Origin of the sequence: Nocardia coubleae NBRC 108252 (assembly GCF_001612805.1) — a bacterium.
GTDB classification, from domain to species: Bacteria; Actinomycetota; Actinomycetes; order Mycobacteriales; family Mycobacteriaceae; genus Nocardia; species Nocardia coubleae.
This window is the reverse complement of the sequence record NZ_BDBD01000018.1, coordinates 138974-161259: the sequence shown is the minus strand read 5'-3', so window position 1 is coordinate 161259 and position 22286 is coordinate 138974. Positions and strand designations below refer to the sequence as shown.

At 70.8% G+C, this 22286-nt stretch carries 4 protein-coding genes; 1 reads left to right on the top strand and 3 read right to left on the bottom strand.

What is annotated here, in order from left to right; all coding sequences use genetic code 11:
• The first annotated feature begins 185 nt into the window (after window positions 1–185).
• Window positions 186–1685: an aldehyde dehydrogenase family protein gene (locus tag NCO8_RS17840; RefSeq protein ID WP_067491229.1), complete on the top strand. Its 1500-nt coding sequence runs from the start codon at window positions 186–188 to the stop codon at window positions 1683–1685.
• Here the strand turns inward: NCO8_RS17840 and NCO8_RS17835 are convergent.
• The 3 genes from NCO8_RS17835 to NCO8_RS32515 form a co-directional block, all read right to left on the bottom strand.
• The gene (locus NCO8_RS17835; protein ID WP_067641050.1) at window positions 1668–2906 is read right to left on the bottom strand and encodes a TetR/AcrR family transcriptional regulator; all 1239 of its coding nucleotides are present in this window, start codon (window positions 2904–2906) and stop codon (window positions 1668–1670) included. The genes NCO8_RS17840 and NCO8_RS17835 overlap by 18 nt on opposite strands.
• Window positions 2907–3089: 183 nt before the next feature.
• A complete protein-coding gene (locus tag NCO8_RS17830; protein WP_067491167.1) occupies window positions 3090–4112 on the bottom strand; it encodes an alpha/beta hydrolase in 1023 nt (340 codons plus the stop codon).
• A 205-nt stretch (window positions 4113–4317) separates the two neighbouring features.
• A complete protein-coding gene (locus NCO8_RS32515) occupies window positions 4318–22284 on the bottom strand; it encodes a non-ribosomal peptide synthetase (protein WP_439951682.1) in 17967 nt (5988 codons plus the stop codon).
• Window positions 22285–22286: the final 2 nt, after the last annotated feature.

The following is a 22286-nucleotide window of genomic DNA, read 5'->3' as shown; positions in this document are numbered from 1 at the left end:
CGATCGAACGGGTGCGCGCCACGGAATTTTTCTTCCCGGTAAGTGATCCATACCGTTCGGCGCGATGTTACCGGTCCGGCGATTTTCCGGGTCGGTACTCCGGCAGGCCCGGGGAGATTCGGTCCGATTCCTTGTCGCCGCGACGACACGCCCATACCCTGGCATCCGGGTAGAGGGAGGTGACCATGGCCGAATCGGCCGCCGCATTGCCGGGCCGTACCGATCTGCTGATGTCGTTCGATCCGCGCACCGGCGAACAACTCGCGCAATATCCGGTGCAGGGCGGCGCCGAGGTCACGCGCGCGGTCCGCACCGCGAGGGCGACACAGAACTGGTGGGGGGAACTGGATTTCGGTGAACGCCGGAGCCTGCTGCTGGATTGGCGCAGCCATATCGCCAGGCGCAGTGGCGAATTGGTCGAGATCCTGCGCAACGAGACGGGTAAACCGGAGGCCGATGCCGCGCTCGAGGTGATGCTCGCGGTGGAGAATCTGGATTGGGCCGCCCGCAATGCCGAACGCGCACTGGGCCGCAAACGATTGCGTTCGGGCTGGTTCACCCGCAATCAATACGCGTCGGTGGGTTATCTGCCGCTCGGTGTGGTCGGCGTGCTCGGTGCGTGGAACAACCCGGTGTTCACGCCGATGGGTTCCATCGCCTACGCCATGGCCGCCGGGAACACGGTGGTGTTCAAACCGCACGAGATCACCACCGGCGTCGGCCTCTGGCTGGCCGCGAGCTGGTCGCGCGTGGTACCCGATTATCCGGTGCTGCAGGCCGTGACGGGTGACGCGCGCACCGCGACGGCACTGTGCGGCGCGGAGGTGGACAAGATCGCCTACGCCGGTCCCGAGGCCGGTGGCCGCGAGGTGATCGCGCAGTGTGCGCGCTCGCTCACGCCGGTGGTCGTCGAACACAGCGGCAAGGGCAGCATGATCGTGCACGTCGACGCCGCCCTCGACGAAGCCGCCGAGGCCGCCGTGTTCGGGGCGATGGCCAATTCCGGTCAGAACGCCTCGGGCATCCAGCGCTGCTATGTCGCCGACTCGGTCTTCGACGATTTCCTCGCCCGCGCCGCCGACCGGGCCGCCAAGCTGCGGCCGGGCGCCGACAACCGCGCCGCCTACGGCCCGATGATCAATGCCGACCAGGTCGACGTGGTGCGCTCCCAGGTGCGCGACGCCATCGCCCGCGGCGGGCACGCGGTGCTCGGCGGACTCGACTCCTTCCGCGACCCCTATGTGGAGCCGATCGTGCTCGCCGAGGTGCCGGAGGAGAGCATCGCGATCACCGGCGAGGGCATCGGCCCGGTGCTGGTGGTGAACCGGGTGTCGGATCTGGCCGACGCGGTGACCCGGGTGAACGCGGCGGGCAACGGCATCGCCGTCACCGTGTTCACCCGCGATATCGTCAGCGCCGAGTTCATCGCCGCCCAGCTGAAAGTCGGTGTGGTGACGGTGAATTCGTCGACCGCGTTCACCGGTATCCCGGCCCTGCCGTTCGGCGGGGTCGGCGAGTACGGGCAGGGGCACAGCCACGGTCAGCAGGGTTTGCAGGAATTCAGCCGGACGATGTCGATCGCGCGCAGACGTTTCCGCGCACCGGTGCGCCTGTCGACGTTCGATCGCAGGCCGGGACATCTGCGCCTGGCCAAGGCGGCGTTCCGGTTACGCCACGGGCGCTGACTGCCCGCCGAGCAGCACCGCACCGGTGAGCGCGCCGAGCCGGGCGAGCTGTTCGGGCCGGGAGTCGAAGCGCAGCAGCCTGCCCACGTCGATGATCTGACCGATCGCGGCGTGCACCCGGAACCGCGCCTCGATCGGGTCGCCGTCGAGCAGGTTGGCCCATTCGAGGATGTTCTGGCGCTGGATCGCGCGCAGCCGATGCTGTTCGGCCTGGGGCAGATTGCTGAATTCGGCGTAGTACACCGGCATGATCTCCGGCGTCGCGAAGGTGAGGCGGGCGTGCTCGTCGGCGATGCGACGGGCGGCGTCGGCGCGGTCGTTCGACTGCGCGAGCGCCTCGCTGATCCCCACGGCGAGGCGGTCGCCCGCACGGTGGAAGGCGGCGGCGAGCAGGTCGGCTTTGCTGTCGAAGTGGCGGTACACGCTGGAGGCATTGATGCCGACGGCGGCGCCGATCTCCTCGATACCCGACTCGTGGTAGCCGTTGCGGCCGAAGATGCGGATCGCCTCGGTGAGCAGCTGTTCACGTTTCGATGTCACCGGCAGCCCACGATTCTGCTTGCCGGGCTCGGCCGGCGCCGGTGCGGGCGGCAGGTCGGCGCGCACGATGGACCAGGCCATGTCGAGCTGCAGGGCGAGCATGCGCGAATGCGACAGGGTGGTGCGGTGCGCGGCGATGCTCGCCAGGGCGCTGAGTGCGCCGACGGCGAGCAGGGTGATGTCCTCGGGGCTCGCGTCGGGTCGCAGTTCCGCGATGGGCGTGGCGACCATCGCCTCGAGTTCCCGGTAGAACGCACGGATACGAACGCGGTCCTCGCGCTCGAGGTAACGACGTTCCCAGCGGTACAGGCCGGCTTCGCGCCGGATGTCGATATTGTGCTCGGCCACGGCGGTGAGCAGCGCGTCGAGGCGGTCGTGCGGGCTCAGTGCCGGGTCATCGGCGGCTTTCGCCACATCGCGCAGCCCACGCGCGCCCTCTTCGGCGGCGGCGACGAGCAGTGCGTATTTGTTGGCGAAGTGCCGGTAGAGCGCGGGCCCGGAGATGCCGACCTCGGCCGCGATCTCGTCGACGCCGACCGGGTAGTAGCCGCGCGCGCTGAACGCCCTGGCGGCGGCGCGCATGATCTGCATCTTGCGGTCCTTGGGCCTGCGGCGGACCACCTTGGCCTGCGCGGTCGCCTGCTCGGGGCCGCGGTGGGACTCCCTGCGATCGGCGACCATGTACGTTGCTCACTTCCCGTTGCGCGAACCGTCGTCGACGGCTCGGCGCCGTCCGGCAACGGCGCTGGACCAGTCAACCTAAGTTAACCACAATTCGCAAACGGCGTGACGAAGTCGGGCAAACGCGAACCGTCCCGCTCGCGACGGCGCGAGCGGGACGGTTCGGGTGGAATCGTGGGGAATCTAGAGGCCGAGACCCCGGGCCAGCGTCGGCCACGACAGCTTCAGCTCGTCCTGCCAGTAGCCCCACGAGTGGGTGCCGTTGGGACGGAAGTTGAAGGTGGCCGGGATGTTCAGCTCTTTCAGCCGGTTGGCCAGGTTGTTGGTGCAGTAGTTGGTGCCCGCCTCGATGATGCCGCCGATGACGATCTGGTTGGCCAGACCGTAGGCACCGGGCAGCGCGTAGGGGCCGTTGAGGGTGTCGTACGGTCCGGGCAGGCCGTTGCCGGTGGAGACGTAGAGTTCCACGCCGCGCAGACCTTCGGCGTTCACGTACGGGTCGTTCTTGACCCATTCCTCCGAGCCCTGCGGGCCCCACATGTTCATGGTGTCGCCGCCGCCCCAGGTCTCGACGGTGAGCTTCACGAATTCCGAACCGACCGGGTCGGAGGTCTGCGCGCAACCGCTGTAGGCCGCGGCCGCCTTGTACAGGCCCGGCTTGGCGATCGGCAGCGCGAGGACGGTGGTGCCGGAGGTGGACAGACCCGCGATGGCGTTCACCCCGTTGGTGCCGAGCGCGCCGTCGACGAGCGGGGGCAGTTCTTCGGTGAAGAAGGTCTTCCACTTGTTGCGGCCGACGACCGGGTCGTCCTTGATCCAGTCGGTGTAGTAGCTCCAGGAGCCACCGATCGGCTGGATCACGTTGACGTTCTTGTCCGACAGGAATTCCAGCGCGTCGGTCTTGGCGACCCAGGACGCCGAATCCTCGCCGCCGCCCGCACCGTTGAGCAGGTACAGGGTGGGGCGCGGGACCGAGGCGTCGGCGGGCCGCTGCACGTCGACGATGATGTTCTGGTCCATGGCCGCCGAGTACACGTGCAACCGCAGGCTGCGCGAATCCTTCACCTCGGCCTTGACGATCTTGGAACCGTCCTCGGAGACCGGGTTGGCGAGCAGGCTCTTGGAATCGATGATCGGGTCGGCCGAGGCCGGTGCGATGCCGAGGCCGGACAACAGTCCGGCGGCCACTGCCGTTGCCGCGATCATCGCCGCGGCTCGGAGGCCACGACGCCGGGTGTGCCGACGGATCACTTTCGCACCTTCGCTTCGTCTCGAATTCCGACTCGGTCCGCACCCGGTTTCCCGGGGCGTAGTTGCACCACGGCAGAACCTTACGGGTTATGCACTCGATACAACAGTAGTAATCGTTACAACAGCGCGGTCACATCATGCCGCATCAGCCACAGCCGCCTCATCGCGCCCCGGTCGCCCGGTCGCCCGCGTCGAGCAGTTCCGCCAGTCGCGGCCCGATCTCGGCGAGTGCCTGCGGTGAGGTCATCTGATCGTGCACCACCGCGACCGGCCGATCGCGGATTTCGCCGTCGACATACCGGGCCCAGTTCGCGGCCGCCTTCTCGTGTCCGAGGGCGCTGAAATACTCCAGCCTGCCCCGGAATACGGCGGGCCGGTGCTCGGCGATCAGTTCCGCCGAACGCACCGCGCTGCGATAGATGCGGCGCACCCGCTCGGGGGTGAGCACGGCCATGTTGGCCGGGATGATCGCGTGCAGGGCGGCCAGCGCCTCGTCGCTGAGTTCGCGCACCCCGTTGGTCGCCACGGCGGCGCTCAGGTCGACCCCGAGTTCGGCCAGCGCGTCGCGCACGGCGGTGTGGAAATCGGGGACGTCGATGTCGGGGTGGGAGTCGAGCATGGCGAGCAGGCTCACCTGCTCGCCGTCGGCCTGCAGTTCGGTGGCGACGGCGTGGGCGAGTACACCGCCGAGCGACCAGCCCATCAGCCGGTAGGGGCCCTGTGGCTGGACGGCTTTGATCTCGATGACATAGCGGCGGGCCATGGCGGCGAGGGTGCCCGGCAGATACCCGGACTCGCTGAGCGCGGGTGACTGCAGGCCGAAGATCGGTCTGCGCGCCGGAATGTATTGAGCCAGCCCGGCATAGCACCAGGCCAGCCCGTACATCGGGTGCACGCAGAACAGCGGTCCACCCGCCTCGGTGCCGTGCGGCACCCGGTTGCGGATGGGCAGCAGCACGCCGAGGGCGTCGTCGGATTCGAGGTCGTAGTCGCCGGCGCCCGCCTGGGTGGCGTCGATGCGTTCGGCGAGCGCGGCCACGGTGGCGTCGCTGAAGAACCACTGCACGCGCACGTCGGCGCCGACGCGGGTGCGCAGCCTGCTGATGGCCTTGGTCGCGACGAGCGAGTTGCCGCCGAGCTCGAAGAAGTCGTCGTCGAGGCCGACCTTGCCCGCGCCGAGCACCTCGGCGAAGACCTCGGCGACCGCGCGCTGGACCGGGGTGGTCGGTGGCCGGTAGGGCCGGGTGGTCGCCGCCGGGACGGGCAGGGCTTTGCGGTCGAGCTTGCCGCTGGCGTTGAGCGGCAGCGCGGCGAGCACGACCAGCGTGGCCGGAACCATGTACGACGGCAGCGCGGTGCGGGCATAGGACAGCACTTCGGCTTCGTCCAATCCACCAGTACTCGTGCCGCTTTCGATGGAGTAGCCCGCCGCCGGGGTGGCGGTTCCCGGCTGCCCGGCGCGCGTTTCGGCGGGGACGACATAGCCGACGAGGCGGTCACCGGTCGGGCCGTGGACCAGGGCGACGGCGGCGTGCCGCACCGCCGGATGCCCGCGCAGAACCGCTTCGACTTCACCGAGTTCGATCCGCTGACCCCGTAGTTTCACCTGGAAGTCGCTGCGCCCCAGGTATTCCAGTGCGCCGTCGGCGTCGAGGCGGACCACGTCGCCGGTGCGGTAGAGCCTGCCGCCGCCCGGGTGGGCGACGAACCGTTCGGCGGTGAGCGCGGGCGCGGCGAGGTACCCACGCGCCAGCTGCACGCCTTCGAGGTACAGCTCGCCCGCGATGCCGGGCGGGACCGGCCGCAGGTGCCGGTCGAGCACGTGGACGCGAGTGTTGGCGACCGGTTCGCCGATCGGAATGCGCTCGGCCGCAGTCACTTCGGTCGCCGTGACGACGGTGGCCTCGGCCGGGCCGTACCAGTTGACGAGGTCGGCGCCGGGGAGCACCTCGGCGAACCGGCGCGCGGTCGCTGCCTGCAGTGCCTCACCCGCGGCGAACACCCGTCGCAGCGAGGGCAGTTGGCCCGCCCGGCGGTCGGTCAGGAAGGCGTCGAGCATGGACGGCACGAAGTGCACGGTGGTGACGGAATGCTCGGTGATGACCTCGGCGAGGTAGTCGGGGTCGCGATGACCGTCCGGCCGGGCGATGACCACCGCCGCACCGGTCTGCAACGGCCACAGCAGTTCCCAGGTGGAGATGTCGAAGGTGACCGGTGTCTTGTGCAGCACCACATCGCCGGGGCTGTGCAGGTAGTCGCGTTGCGCCCAGCGGAACTGGGCGACGAGCTGACGGTGGGTCAGCATGACGCCCTTGGGTTTTCCGGTGGAACCGGAAGTGTGGATCACATAGGCGAGGTTGTCCGGTGCCGGTTGGGCCAACGGGGCGGAATCGGGGGCGAGGGTGTCGATCTCGATAACCCTTGCGCTGCTACGGTACCCGGTATCCGTGGTCGTGAGCACACACAGCGGTGCCGCGGCGGCGAGCACGCGTTCGGTGCGTTCGGCCGGATGGTCCGGGTCGACCGGGACGTAGGCCGCTCCCGTGCGCAACACCGCGTAGATGCTGGTGACGAGGTCGATACCGCGACGCATGGCGACCGCGATCAGCACCTCCGGACCGGCTCCGAGCGCGCTCAGCGTGGCGGCCAGTTTCCGTGACCTGGCGTCGAATTGCTCGTAGGTGTAGCTGTTCTCGCCGTCGATCACCGCGACCGCGTCGGGCGTGCGGGCCACCTGGGCGTCGAACAGCGTCAGCAGCGTCGACTCGTCGAGCAGTTCCGGTGCGTCGGTGGCGTTGAGCGCGGTGAGGGTGCCGCGTTCGTCGGCGAGCAGCACGTCGAGTGCGCCGAGGCGGGACTGCGGGTCGGCGGTGAAGCGGGCCAGCAGCAGTGAGAACCGTTGGGACAGCAGGTGTGCGGTGTAGGCGTCGAACACGTCGCGCAGGTACTTCACCGACACGCGCAGTTGTTCGCCAGCCACCACCTGCACGGTGAGCGGGTAGTGGGTGCCGTTGGTCGCGTCGAGGCCGGTGATGGTGGCCGACCCGCTGGCGGCCCGGTCGATCGCCGCCCGGTCGACGGGGAACGACTCGAACACGACGAGCGAATCGAACAGCGCGTCGACACCGACGATCTCCTGGATCTCACCGAGACCGAGGTAGTGGTAGTCGAACAGGGCGGCCTGCTCGTCCTGCAGGGTCCGCAGCAGCTCGGCGACGGTGTGCTCGGGCCGCACCCGCACCCGCACGGGGATGGCGTTGAGGAACAGCCCGACCATGCGCTCCACGCCGGGCAGCGCGGCGGGCCTGCCCGACACGGTCGCGCCGAACACCACGTCGTCGCGATCGACGAGGCGGGCGATGAGCAGACCCCAGGCCGCCTGGACCACGGTGTTCACCGTGACGCCGAGGTCGGCGGCGAGCCGGGTCAGGGCCGCGGTATCGGCGGGTGTGAGCGCGAAGCCGGTTTCCCCGGTGCCCGAAGCGATTTCGCGGCCCTTCTCGACCGGGGCCAGCGGAGTCGGTTCGGCCAGGCCGGTGAGCGCGCCACGCCAGGCCTGGCGGGCGGCGTCGAGATCCTGTTCGGTGAGCCAGGCCAGGTAGTCGCGGTAGGGCGCCGGTTTCGGCAGACGACGGGTGCGCCCGACGGTGTAGGCGGCGAGCAGCTCCTGCAGCAGCAGCGGCATCGACCAGCCGTCGATGAGGATGTGGTGGCTGGTCACCACCAGGTGGGCGCGCTGGGGTGTGCGCACCAGGGTGAAACGCAGCTGCGGCGCGACCGCCATGTCGAAATGGGTTGCCAGGTCGGCACTTCGGATGCGCTCGTAGGTGGCTTCGTCGGCATCGATCACCTGCCACGGCACGTCCACGTCGTCGATGACCACCTGCAGCGGTGTGCCGGCCGGATCGGTGGCGAAGGCGACGCGCAGGTTGTCGTGCCGGTCGAGCACGGTCTGGGCGGCGGTGTGCAGGCGTTCGGTGTCGACGGACGGGTCGAGGTCGAGGACGATCTGGGTGATGTAGGGGTCGACCGAGTTCTCGGCGAGCAGGGCGTGGAACAGCATTCCGGACTGCAGCGGTGTCACCGGCCAGATGTCGCTGAGCCGGGGGTAGCGGCGCACCAGGCGGTCGAGTTCGGTCTGGCCGAGGCGGACCAGGGCGAAGTCCGACGGGGTGAATCCCCCCGCGTCGGGGCGCAGGCCGTGTTCGGCGAGTCCGCCGAGTGCGCGGATCCAGTGCTCGGCGAAGTGCTTCACCGCGTCGGCGTCGAGAACCGTCGCGGCGTAGTCGAAGCGGGCGACCATGCCGTCGGCGGTGGCGTCGACGGTGAGCACGAGAACCAGATCGTCGACGGCCACGTCCGTGTGAACGCGGGCGGGTCGCAGGTCGCGCACCCGGACCGCGAAGCGGCCGCGGTCGACGGTGCGCACGGTGTCGGCCGCGTCGGCGTCGAGGTAGCGCAGCAGTCCGAAGCCGGCGCCGCCGGCCGGGACCGTGCGGCACAGTTCCTTGATCTGGGACAGTGCCGTGCCCGCGGCGGGGCCGCCGACGAGCGCGTCGGCCGGGTCCACGCCGTCGAGGCGAAGCGCGAGCGGGAAGTCGGTGGTGAATCCGCCGACCACGTTCTGGGCGTCGTGCCGTCCGAGGACGCGCTGGTCGGCACGCAGCCGGACGACGCTGCCGATCGCGCGGACGGCCGCCGAATCGGCGGCGGTGTGCAGTGCGAGGGCGACGGCGGTGAGCAGCACCTCGTCGACCGTGGCGCGGTAGGCCTCGGCGACGGTGCCGACGGCGGCGGTGCCCTCGCCGGTGATGCTCAGCGAAACCCGGCGGCGCTGGCGCAGGTCACCCGAATCGGCCGTCCTGGCGCGCACGGCGCGGTGCCAGTACTCGCGTTCGGCGCGGGCGGCGGGCGAGGACGGGTAGTCGGCCAGGCGACGGATCAGGTCGTCGAGACCCGCGTCGGGGGCCGAGGGTGCGGCGTGACGGCCCCGGCTCCACGCGGTGGTGAGCTGGTCGACCACGGCGCGCCAGGAAACCTCGTCCAGCACGAGCGCATTGGCGACCACGACGAGGGTGGACGGGCCGTCGCCGGTGAGGATGAAGTGGATGTTGCGACCCTCGTCGGGGTCGAGCGCGGCGGCCGCGGCGGCGACGATGTCGTCCACGGGCAGCGACGCCTCGCCGTCCTCACCGGCCAGCCTGCGGAAGGCACCACCGGTGCGTTCCGCGGCCGGGGGGATGCGCAGTACCGGGTCGGATTCGGTGCGGTCGAGGACCGCCCACAGCATGGGGTGCTGGTTCATCACCGCGGCCGCGACGGCGGCGACGGCCTCGTCGGGGCAGTCGGCGGGCACGTCGAGCAGCAGGGCGCGTGGTTCGACGGCCTGCTCCCCCGCTTCCAGGAGCTGGGCGGCGGTGGCGGTGAGCGGCAGGGCGCCGGTCCGGGTGGTCGCCTCGGCGGTGAGTTGCGCGCGCTCGGCGAGGGCGCCGACGGTGCGCGCGGCGAACAGGTCGCGCGGGCGCAGGGTGACGCCGGCGTCGGCGGCCCGCGACACCACCTGGATGGCGGTGATGCTGTCGCCGCCGAGGGCGAAGAAGTCGTCGTCCACACCGACCCGGTCGTGGCCGAGCACCTCACCGATCACGCGGGCGACGGCGCGTTCGGCGGAGCTGCGCGGTGGCCGGAACTCGCGGCGGCCGAGCACCGGGTCGGGCAGGGCGCGGCGGTCGAGTTTGCCGCTCGGGGTGAGCGGCAGTTCGTCGAGTACGACGACGGCGGCGGGCACCATGTAGTCCGGCAGCGCCTCGGCGGCGGCGGCGGTGAGTGCGCTCGGTTCCAGATCGGTGCCTTGCACATAGGACACGAGCATGGTCGATCCGGCACCGTTGTCGCGGCCCATCGTGCTGACCCAGCTGACGCCGGGTGCGGCGGCCAGCACGGCATCGATCTCGCCGAGTTCGATGCGCAGACCACGGATCTTCACCTGGAAGTCGTTGCGGCCCAGGTATTCCAGCACGTCGCCGCGGCGGCGGACGAGGTCGCCGGTGCGGTAGAGGCGGGCACCGGCCGGACCGTGCGGATCGGCGACGAAGCGGGCGGCGGTGAGGCCCGCGCGCTGATGGTAGCCGCGCGCCAGCTGGATACCGCCCACGTAGAGCTCGCCGGTGGCGCCTTCGGGCACCGGGTGCAGGCGCGGATCGAGGATCAGTGCGCGGACGCCACGGATCGGGCCACCCATGTTCACGTCGGTGCCGTGCAGCGGTGCGCTGAGCGTGACGGCGATGGTCGCCTCGGTGGGGCCGTAGGCGTTGTGCACGCGACGCTGCGGCAGCGTGTCCCAGCGGGCGGCGAGCTCGGCGGGCAGGTGCTCGCCGCCGACGCTCAGGACGCGCAGGTCGGGCAGGTCCTCGGGTTCGAGGGTGGCGAGCACGGTCGGGGTGAGGTTGGCATGGGTCACCCCTTCCGTGCGGATCAGTTCGGTCAGGTCGGTGCCGACCACGGTGTCGGCCGGGGTGAGGACAAGGGTGCCCGCGCCGCCGAGGGCGAGCAGCAGTTCCAGCATGGACGCGTCGAACGACGGCGAGGCGAATGCCAGTGCGCGCGTGGACTTGTCGAGCCGGTAGCGCTCGACCTGTTCGGCGCAGAAGTTGGCGACACCGGCATGGGTGACCACGACGCCCTTGGGCAGACCGGTCGACCCGGAGGTGTAGATCATGTACGCCGCGCCGCCCGGGCGCGCGGTGCCGAGCAGCTCGATCTCACGCAGCCCGACACCGGGATTGGCCGCGACCTCGGCGGTGAACGCGCGGTCGTCGAGCGCCACCCAGCCACCGGCGGCGGGCAACGCGGGCAGGTCGGCCAGTTCGGCGGCCAGGGTGACGCCGAGGGTCGCACCCGAATCGGCGACCATGTGCGCGATCCGGTCGCGGGGGTAGCCGGGGTCGATCGGCACGATCACCGCGCCGGTGCGGGCGATGGCCCACAGCGCGAGCACGGATTCCACTGATCGCCGGATGGCGACGGCCACCGGCACTTCCGGGCCCGCGCCACGGGCGATGAGCGCACGGGCCAACTGGTTGGCGGCCGCGTCGAGGTCGGTGTAGGTGAAGCCGCGTCCTTCGCCGCGCAGTGCGATTCCCGACGGGTTGGCACGGACCGCGTCGCCCATGAGCTGGGCGAGGGTGCGCGCGGGCGCGGCGGGTGGGCCCGCGAAGGTGGTCTGCGCGGCGAGTTCCCGCTCGTCGAGCAGGTCGATATCGCCGACGGGCGCGGTGGGGTCCGCGGCGACGGCAGCCAGCAGGCGGGTGAAACGGCCACCGAGAGTACGCACCGTCGATTCGTCGAACAGGTCGGTGGCGTAGGTGAATTCGGCGTACATGCCGCCGTTGCGCTGCTGTTCGCGCACGGTGAGCAGCAGGTCGAACTTGGCGTCGTCGGTGCGGGCGTCGAGGGCGTGCACGGCGAGACCGGGCAGTTCCACGGTCACCGGCGCGAGGTTCTCGAACGACAGCGCCACCTGGAACAGGGGGTGCCTGCTGGTCGAGCGGGCCGGTTGGACCGCGTCGACGACCCGCTCGAACGGGACGTCGGCGTGGGCGAAGGCGCGCAGGTCGGTGTCGCGGGTTGCGGCCAGCAGCGCGGTGAACGGTTCGTCGCCCGCGATGCGGCTGCGCAGCACGAGGGTGTTGACGAACATGCCGACGAGGTCGTCGAGTTCGCGCGCGCCGCGACCGGCGATCGGGGTGCCGATGGCGACATCGTCGGTGTCGGACAGGCGGGCCAGGAGGGTGGCGAGCGCGGCCTGCACCACCATGAACAGGGTGACGCCTTCCCGCCGTGCCAGTGCGGCGAGTCCGGCGTGCAGGTCGGCATCGATGTCGAAACCTGTTGTGGCACCGGCGAAGGACTGCACCGCTGGGCGTGGCCGGTCGGTCGGCAGGTCGATCTCGTCGGGGAGGTCGGCGAGTTCGGTGGTCCAGTAGGCGAGCTGGTTCGCGGCGATCGATGACGGGTCCGCCTCGTCGCCGAGCGTATCGCGTTGCCACACCGCGTAATCGGCGTACTGGAGGGGCAGGGGCGTCCACGCGGGCGCGGCACCCGAGGTGCGCGCGATGTAGGCGAGCACCAGGTCCCTGGTGAGTGGGCCCATCGAGAAGCCGTCGGCGGCGATGTGATGCGCGACGAACACCAGCACGTGTTCGTCGACACTCAGCCGGAGCAGACGCAACCGGACCGGTGGCGCGGCGGTGACATCGAATCCGGTCGAGGCGGTGCACCGCACTTCGGCGAGCACGTCGTCGGCGGTGACCGGTACAGGTGTGAGGTCGAGTTCGACCGCGCCCGGTGCCAGCACCTCTTGCACGGGCCGGTCCCAGCCTTCCCGTTCGGCGCCGAGCCCGGCCGTGGCGCCCGCCGACGCACCGGTCGCCGGTTGCCCAGCCGTCCCCGTGCCGCGATGCGCTGTGCTGGCGCCCACCGACGCACCGGTCGCAGGTCGCCCAGCCGTCCCCGTGCCACGATGTGCTGTGCTGGCGCCCGCCGACGCACCGGTCGCAGGTTGCCCAGCCGTTCCCGTGCCACGGTGCGCTGTGGTGGCATCCACCGACGCACCGGTCGCCGGTTGCCCGGCGGCGGTTCCCCTGGTGAGCGCCGCAGGCTGCCGGAACCGAGCGTGCGGGGTCGCCGGGTAGCGGGTGCGCAGGACTTCGTGGCGGGTGAAAAGGTCGCGGACGGCGGCCTCGAGGGCGGGCAGGTCGAGGGTGCCGGTGAGGCGGATGGCGGCGGGGATGTTGTAGGCGGTCGCGTCGGGGTCGAGCTGGTTGAGCAGCCACATGCGCTGCTGGGCCAGCGACAGCGGCACTTCGGCCGGGCGTGGTCCCGCGACCGGGCGCGCGGTCGACAATTCGTCGGCCCGGTGCACCCGCAGCGCGAGTTCGGTGACCGTCGGGGCCTCGAACAGCAGTCGCACGCCCACCGCGCGGTTCAACGCCTCGGCGATGCGGGCGGCCGCACGGGTCGCGAGCAGAGAGTTGCCGCCGAGGGCGAAGAAGTCGTCATCGGCACCGACGTCGTCCACCCCGAGGATGTCGGCGTAGACCCCGGCGATCAACTGCTCCGTAGGCGTCGTCGGCGCCCGGAAAGCGGCGGATTCGAAGACCGGTGCGGGCAGCGCAGCGCGGTCCAGCTTGCCGTTGACGGTGCGCGGCAGCGCATCGAGCACCACGAATGCCTCGGGCACCAGGTACGCGGGCAACTTCTCCCGCAGCGCGGACTTGACCTGCGCCACATCGAGTTCCGGGCGAATGGCTGGGGCGGATGCCGTGCCGTCCCCGACCTGCGCAGTGAAAGCCGCGCCCGCGACCGAGTTCTCGGCGGCCCCGGCACCGAAAGGTGCGGCACGGCCGGCAGCCGATTCGGAGCGGGTGCCGGCGACAGCCGGGTGCGCGCTCGCCCCAGGGGCGGTGCCGCCGGACGCCTGGGTGATGTCTCCACCTTCGGCCGCGCGGGAGTCCGCCGGCACCACGTACGCGACGAGGCGGTCGCCGTAGTGGGCGTCGGTGCGTGCCAGGACGGCGACTTGCGCGACCTGTGGGAGGGCGAGGAGCGCGGCTTCGACCTCGCCGGGTTCCACCCGGAAGCCACGGACCTTGACCTGGAAGTCGGTGCGGCCCAGGTAGATCAGTTCGCCATGGGTCGCGCTGTTCGCGGGCGTGCGGACGACCAGGTCGCCGGTGCGGTACATGCGGGCACCCGGCTGGAAGGGGTCGGCCAGGAAACGTTCGGCGGTGAGGGCCGGTTTGCGCAGGTAACCCCTGGCCAGCTGGACGCCACCGAGGTACAGCTCGCCACGCACGCCGGGTGGGACGGGACGCAGGCGCTCGTCGAGCACGTAGACGCGGCTGTTCCACTCGGGCGTGCCGATGGGGACGGTCTCGGTATCGGCGGAAGTCACCCGGTGGTCGGTGATCGAGACGGCGGCCTCGGTGGGACCGTAGAGGTTGTCGATCCTGGTGTCCGGCAAGGTATTCAGCAGCCGCTGTGCCAGCGCGGCGGGCAGCGTTTCGCCGATCGCCAGGATGCGGCGCAGGGGTGGCGCGGTCGCCTCCCAGTAGCCGACGAGGGTGTCGAGCAGCGAGGGCACCGCCGTGAGTGTGGTGACATTCGCGTCGGCGATGAGCGCGTCCAGGTAGGCCGGATCGCGGTGCCCGTCGGGTGCGGCGATCACCAGGCGGCCACCGCAGACGGCCGCCGACCAGAACTCCCACACCGAGAGGTCGAAGGTGGCGGGCGTCTTCAGCAGGAACGCGTCGGCCGCGGTCGTCTCGAATTCGGCACGAAGCCACTGCAATTGGTTGACCACTGCCGCGTGCGGGACCGCGACACCTTTGGGTCGTCCGGTGGATCCGGAGGTGAAGATGACGTAGGCCGTGTTCTCCGGACGCAGCGGCGCCCGACGATCCGCATCGGTCACCGGGGACGGATCGGCGGACTGCACCGCCGGATGGTCCACCCGGACCACGGGCGCCGCGTCCGTGCGGAAACCGTTGGAGAGCACGCAGATCGGGGCCGCGGTGTGCAGGATGTAGTCGGTGCGGTCGGCGGGTTGATCCGGGTCGATCGGCACGTAGGCGCCGCCGGAACGAGCCACCGCGTACATGGCGACAACCAGGTCCACCGAACGGGGCAGGGCGAGCGCGACCAGCGACTCCGGGCCGACACCGAGCGAGATCAGATGGCGGGCAAGGCGATTCGCGCGCGCCTCGAACTCGGCATAGGTCAGTTCGAGACGGCCCTCCGGCAGGTCCGCGACGAGGGCGATCGCTTCGGGCCGCGCCGAGGCGGGCAGATCGGCGAGGGTGCCGGTCGGCATCGCGAGATCGGCGGCACCGCTGACGATCTCGCTCGACCGCTCGACGGCCGTGCGCAGATCGACATCGCCGACCACCCGGGCCGGGTCACGCACGATCGCCTCGAGCAGCAGGTTCAGCCGCTCGGCGAACCCGGCCACGGTGGCGGCGTCGAACAGGTCGGTGGCGTAGGTGAAGAACCCTTCGATGCCGGTGGGGCTGCCGTCCTCGGCGTACCCGTCACCGACGATCAGGTGCAGGTCGAATTGCGAGACCGCGAGATCCGCGGGCACCGGGGCGATCCGCAGACCCGGCAGTTCGAGGGTGGTGTGGTCCACGTTCTGGAAGGACAGGCCGACCTGGAACAGCGGGTGACGTGCCGTGGACCGCGGCGGGTCGAGGACCTCCACGAGCCGTTCGAAGGGCACATCGGCGGCGGCGAAGGCGGCCAGATCGCGGGAGCGCTGGTCGGCGAGCAGGTCGGTGAAGGCCGCGCTCCCGTCGTAGCGGGTGCGCAGGACGACGGTGTTGACGAACATGCCGATCAGATCGTCGAGTTCGCGTTCCCCGCGGCCGGCGACGGGTGTCCCGACCGCCACGTCGGCGGTACCGGCCAGCCGCGCGAGCAGCACGGCGAAGGCGGTGTGCAGCACCATGAAGACCGTCGATCCGGTCTGCTGCGCGATCCGCGCGAGCCCGGCGTGGGTGTCGGCGTCGATCCGCACCGGCACCCGGTCACCCGCGAGCGAGGCGACGGCGGGGCGCGGGCGATCGGCGGGCAGCTCGAGCAGGTCCGGCAGCCCGAACAGTTCCGCCTGCCAGAAGGCAACCTGTTGCGCGGCAAGCGATTCGGGGTCGCTTTCGGCACCCAGCCGGTCCACCTGCCACAGCGCGTAGTCTGCGTACTGCACCGGCAAGCTCGCCCAGTCGGGCGCGTGCCCGGCCGCCCGTGCGAGATAGGCGGTGGTCATATCGCGCACCAGTGGCGCCATCGACGAGGCGTCGGCCGCGATGTGGTGCACCACCACCGCGAGCACGTATTCCGTCGGCGCGTCCGGATCGACACCGGTCACCTCGAACAACCGCACCCGCAAGGGCACCTCGGTCGTCACATCGAAGGCGGTCGAAGCCAGTGCGGTGATCTGCTCGACCAGCTCCGCGCCTGACCCGGACTCGGCGGTCCCCACACCGGCGGGCCGATCGTCCTCGAAGCCGGAAACGCCGGAGGTCGGGTGATCCGCACCGGCGAACGGGGCGCTGCCCTCGCCGAGGTGTCGGCTTCCGTCGCCGCCCGGTAGCGAACGGTCGCCAGAACGGACGAAGGGCCGCCCGGCCGCATCGGGTGCGCCCGCATCGGCGGCAGCGTTCACGATGGGGAGCTTGGTGGTGACGAAGGGGTCGGCGGGTTCGCCGATGCGGTGGACCGTGATGCCGAGGTCGACCTCGTCGGCGGGCAGGATCCGCTGGATCGGGCCGTCGTCGGTGTCGGGGTAGACGGTGCGCAGGACTTCGTGGCGGGTCAGGACGTCATGCAACGCCGTGGTGAGGGCCGCGGCGTCCAGGTTGCCGGTGAGGCGCAGGGCGAAGGGGAGGTTGTAGGCGGCGGTGCCGTCGCCGGTGGCGCCCTGGTCGAAGCGGTTGAGGAACCACATGCGGCGCTGGGCCGGTGACAGCGGGAGTTCGGCCGGGCGGTCCAGGCTGCCGAGGGTGGAGACGGTGTCCGCCGTCGCGTCGACGGCGGCCGGGTCGACGGTGGCGGCCAGCGCCGCGACCGTCGGGTGCTCGAACAGGGTGCGCACGGGGATGCGGCTGCCGGTGGCGGCACCGAGACGGGCGACCAGCCGGGTGGCGACCAGGGAGTTTCCGCCGAGGGCGAAGAAATCGTCGTCGGCGCCGATGTCCTTGCGTCCCAGCACTTCACCGTAGAGCGCGGCGATCAGCTTCTCAGCCGCGGTCGCCGGGGCGCGGAAGGCGCGCGTGGTGAAATGCGGTGCGGGCAGCGCTTTACGGTCGAGTTTGCCGCTCGGGTTGAGTGGCAATTCGTCGAGCACCGTGATGGCGGCCGGAACCATGTACGCCGGAAGGGTTTTGGAGACCGAGGCCAACAGACGATCCGGGTCGGCGGCGCGGCCGGGCGCCGGAACCACATAGGCCACCAGCTGATCGCCCAGTTCCGTCGCGGCGACCACCGCCACCGCCTGGCTCACGGATTCGCTTGCCAGCAGGGCGGTTTCGATCTCGCCGAGTTCGATGCGCTGGCCACGGAACTTCACCTGGAAGTCGATGCGTCCCAGGTAGTCGAGCCGCTGGGGCTCGCCCGCGGTCGGCCTGCGCCACACCACCAGGTCACCGGTGCGGTACATGCGGGCGCCGGTCACCGAACCACCGAAATCGGCGGCGAACGGGTCGGCGACGAACCGGTCGGCGGTGAGACCGGACCGCGCGACATACCCGCGCGCGAGCTGGTCACCCGCGAGATAGAGCTCACCCGCGACGCCGGGCGGCACCGGCCGCAGCCGCTCGTCGAGCACGTACACGCGAGTGTTCCACTGCGGCAGGCCGATCGGCACCGACCGCTCCCCCGCCCTGGCGGGCCAGTAGGTCACCGAGACAGCCGCCTCGGTCGGCCCGTACAGATTGTGCAACCGCGCCGAACACACCTCGGCCATGGCATCGACGGTTTCCGGCGGCAACGCCTCACCGATCACGAACACGTCGCGCAATGTCGACAGGCTGGCAGGCTGCGCATCGACCGGCCCGGGGAGCGGGTTGACCGACGTCCGCGCGGCCCGCAGCGACCACGCCGGCGGCTCGTCCTCCTGAGCGGGCGCGGTAGCCAGCGCCGAACGCAACAGCCGCTCACGGGTGACACGATCCCCGACGGATCCCGCCGGAGCCGTCGACGCCGGACCACCCAGACCGTGCGCCTGTCGAGAACCCGAACCGGACTGCGTCGAGCCACCGAGCCCGGGCGAAGCCTCACCGGCATCACCCGTCGCCACGCGCGCCGGACCACCTTGGAGCCCTGCGGAATTCCCGGGCACGCGCTGCGGCAGCCCACCCGGCGCACGTCGCGGCGGTGCCGAGTCGCCGGATCCGGCCGAGGCTTGCGCGGCGTCGACGACCACACCGGAAGCGCCTTCACCACGTGCCGACGCGCTCGCCACGGAGTCGATTTCCGGCCGACCGGCGCGGGCCTGTGCCGCGAAGACCGTGAGCATCGACGGGACGAAGTCGGTGACGGTGACGCGGTGGGTGTCGATGAGATCGATGAGGTACGCCGGATCGCGGTGGCCGTCGGGGGTCGCCAGCAGCAGAGTGGCCCCCACGCGCAGCGGGAGGAAGTAACCCCAGAGGGACACGTCGAAGGTGGTCGCGGTCTTCTGGAGGTAGACGTCGCCCAGGACCAGGGGGTATTTCGCCAGCATCCACACCAGCTGGTTGTGGATGGCGGCATGCGAGATCAGCACGCCCTTGGGCTTGCCGGTGGAACCGGAGGTGAAGATGACGTAGGCGGGGTGCTCGGGGTGCAGCGGAGCGAGGAGTTCCTCGGGGCGCACCGGTTCGACGGACACACCGGTGGTGTCGAGTTCGTCGACCAGCACCACGTCGACTCCCGTGGGGAGGGCTGTGGCGTCGGCGCGAGTGCTCAGCACGCAGGCGGGACGGGCGGTGTCGAGGATGTAGGCGATGCGGTCGGCCGGATGATCGGGGTCGAGCGGCACGTAGGCGCCACCGGCGGTGAGCACCGCGTACATGCCGATAACCAGTTCCGGCGAGCGCCGAACAGCCAGTCCGACAAGGCTTTCCGGTCCGACGCCCGCGCCGATCAGCACACGGGCCAGCGCGTTGACCCGCTCGTCGAACTGCCGATAGGTGAGCGCGACACCCTCGTACACCAGCGCCGTCGCCGACGGATGTGCCTGCACCGCACGGCGATAGGCGTCGAGCACGAGCTCCGGCGCCACCGGGTGGGTGGTGTCGTTCCAGGCGACGATGCTCTGGTGGCGTTCGTCGTCGGTGAGCAGGTCGATCTCGGCCACACTCAGCGACGGCTCGGCGGTCACCGCCGAGAGCAGGCGGGTGAAGCGTCCGGCCAGGTTCTCGATGGACTCCGCGTCGAACAGATCGGTGGCGTAGGTGAACAGCGCCGCCATCGGTTCGGCCGGATCGGTGCCGGGCACGACGGTCAGTTGCAGATCGAAACGCGCGACCGTGCCACCGAATTCGACCGGTGCCACTTCCATGCCGGGCAGCCGCAGCGTCGGCAGGTCGAGGTTCTGGAAGAACAGGGCCACCTGGAACAGCGGATGATGCGCCTGCGAGCGCACCGGGTCGAGCAGTTCGACGAGCCGTTCGAAGGGCAGGTCGGCGTGGGCGAAGGCGGCCAGGTCGGCGCGTTTGGTCGCCCGCAGCAGCTCGAGGAAGCTCGCCCGCTGGTCCACCTGGGTGCGCAGGACCAGGGTGTTGACGAACATGCCGATCAGGTCGTCGAGTTCGCGGGCACCACGCCCGGCCACCGGGGTGCCGATGGCGATGTCGTCGGTGTGGGCCACCCGGCTCAGCAGCACCGCGAGCGCGGCGTGCACGACCATGAACTCCGAGGTGCCGGTGCGTTGGGCCAGGTCGGCGAGCGCGGTGTGCACGGCGGCCGGGATCTGGAAGCCGAATTCCGCACCGCGACCGGTGAATACGGGCGGCCGCGGGCGGTCGGTCGGCATGTCGAGGCGGTCGGGCAGGGCGGCGAGCGTATTGCGCCAGAAGGCGATCTGGGCGGCGGCGAGCGAGTCGGGATCGTCCTCGGCGCCGAGCAGTTCGCGATGCCACAGCGTGTAGTCGGCGTACTGCACCGGCAGGGGCGCCCAGCTGGGCCGGGACCGGTTGCGCCGAGCCAGGTAGGCGCCGAGCAGGTCGCGCAGCAGTGGGGTGATGGAGGCACCGTCGGCGGTGATGTGGTGCAGGGCGATCGCGACCACATGATCGCGCGGGCCGAGTTCGGCCAGCGCCACCCGCAGCGGCACTCCGGCCGCCACATCGAAGCCCTTGGCGGCGAATTCGGCCAGCCAGAGCGGCAATTCGTCCTCGGACAGGCTGTCGACGAGCACCTCGGGCACCGCTTCGGAGGCGGGCAGGATCACCTGGTGCCCGACACCTTCCGCCACACCGTCGCCGTCGGCGGTTTCACCGGCGGTGAGCACCGGGTACCAGGTGCGCAGGGATTCGTGCCTACCGACCAGATCCGACAACGCCGCGTACAGCGCGTGCGCGTCGAACGGTCCGGTCAGGCGCAGGGCGAACGGGATCGTCTCGGCCGTGGAGTTCGGGTCGAACTGGTTGAGGAACCACATCCGCCGCTGTGCGGGCGAGAGCGGGATCAGCTCGGGCCGGCCACGCCGGGTGAGCGGCGCGTGCCCACCCGCACCCTTCAGTGGCTCCAGCAGCGCGGCGAGCCCGGCGACAGTGGGACTTTCGAAGACATGCCCGGCCGGAACACGGGTGGACAGTTCGGCGCCGAGCCGAGCCGCGACCCGGGTGGCGAGCAGGGAGTTACCACCGAGGGCGAAGAAGTCGTCGTCGGCGCCGATCGGGTCGGCCGGGTGCAGCAGGTCGGTGAAGACGGCGGCGACCAGCTCCTCCATCGCCCCGGACGGCCTGCGGAACTCGGCGGCGCGCAGGGTCGGCGCGGGCAGTGCGGCCCGGTCGAGCTTGCCGACGGGGGTGAGCGGGATGGTGTCGAGCACCGTGAGCGCGGTCGGCACCATGTGGGCGGGCAGACCGGCCTTGGCGTGGGCGAGCACATCGTCGAGATCGATCGAGAAACCCGGCGCGGCATGCACGTAGGCGGCGAGGATCGTTGTGCCGTTGTCGAGTTCGTGGCCGACGGTCACCGCGAAGTCGACGGACTCGTGCGCGGTGAGCACGGTGTCGATCTCGCCGAGCTCGATGCGGAATCCGCGCACCTTCACCTGGAAGTCGTTGCGGCCCACGAATTCGATGGCGCCGTCGGGTCGTCTGCGCACCAGGTCACCGGTGCGGTACATGCGTCCGCCCGCCGGGTCGAAGGGATCGGTGACGAATCTGGACGCGGTGAGTGCGGGCCTGCGGTGGTAGCCGCGCGCCAGCCCGTTACCCGCGATGTACAGCTCACCGATCATGCCGTCGGGCACGCGGACGAGGCGTTCGTCGAGCACGTACTCGGTGACCCCACGCAGCGGGGCACCGATGTTCACCGTGTCGCCGATCTCCAGCGGCGCACTGATATTGGTGACGATCGTGGTCTCGGTCGGCCCGTAGCAATCGTGGAAACGCCGGGTGCCGGTGGCCCAGCGGCGGATCAGATCCGGCGGGCACGCCTCACCACCGGTGGTGACCACGGCCAGTTCGTCCAGCCCGGTGGGATCGAGCGAGGCGAGGGCGGCGGTGGTGATGAACATGTGCGTCACCGACTCGCGGCGCAGCACCTCGGCCAGCTCGGCACCGCCGAGGATGCCCGCGGGCGCGATCACCATGGTCGCCCCCGCACCGACGGCCATCAGCAGTTCCAGCACGGCGGCGTCGAACGACGGCGACGCGAAATGCAGAGTGCGCGAGGTGGGTTCGATGCCGTAGTGGGCGCGTTGCTCGGCGCAGTACCCGGCGAGACCGGCGTGGGTCACCACGACGCCCTTGGGCAGACCGGTCGAGCCGGAGGTGTACACCACGTAGGCGGGATGCTGCAGCCGCAGCGGGCGCACCCGATCGGCGAAGGTCACGGGGTCGCCGGGGTGTTCCTCGGCGGCGCGGCGCACCGAGGGATCGTCCAGGCACAACCAGTCGACGGTGCCGGGCAGGCGATCGACGGCCGCCGACATCGACAGCCCGACCACCGCGCCCGCGTCGGCGAGCATGTGCGACACCCGCGCCTGCGGGTAGTTCGGGTCGACGGGCAGGAAGGCCGCACCGGCCTTGGTCACCGCCCACATGGCGAGCACCGACTCCGGTGAGCGGCCGATGCCGACGGCGACCACGTCCTCGGGACCGACCCCACGCTCGATCAGCAACCGGGCCAACCGGTTGGCGCGCTCGTCGAGTTCGCCGTAGGTCAGGCGAACCGGCGCCGACACACCGTCGGACCAGCTCAGCGCCACCCCACCCGGATTGGACTCCACCGCGACGGACAGCAGTTGCGGCAGCGTCTTGCCCCGCTGCCTGGCTCGGGTACCGGACGCCCGCGACGCCCTGGTCACGACAGCCCCATCCGATCGCCGGAGTCGACTCGCCGCTGCCCGGTCATGCACGC

Excerpts from the sequence above, each read along its gene's own strand:
- NCO8_RS17840 (WP_067491229.1), top strand. The coding sequence starts at position 186 with ATGGCCGAATCGGCCGCCGCATTGCCGGGCCGTACCGATCTGCTGATG.
- NCO8_RS17830 (WP_067491167.1), bottom strand. The coding sequence starts at position 4,112 with ATGATCGCGGCAACGGCAGTGGCCGCCGGACTGTTGTCCGGCCTCGGC.
- NCO8_RS17835 (WP_067641050.1), bottom strand. The coding sequence starts at position 2,906 with ATGGTCGCCGATCGCAGGGAGTCCCACCGCGGCCCCGAGCAGGCGACC.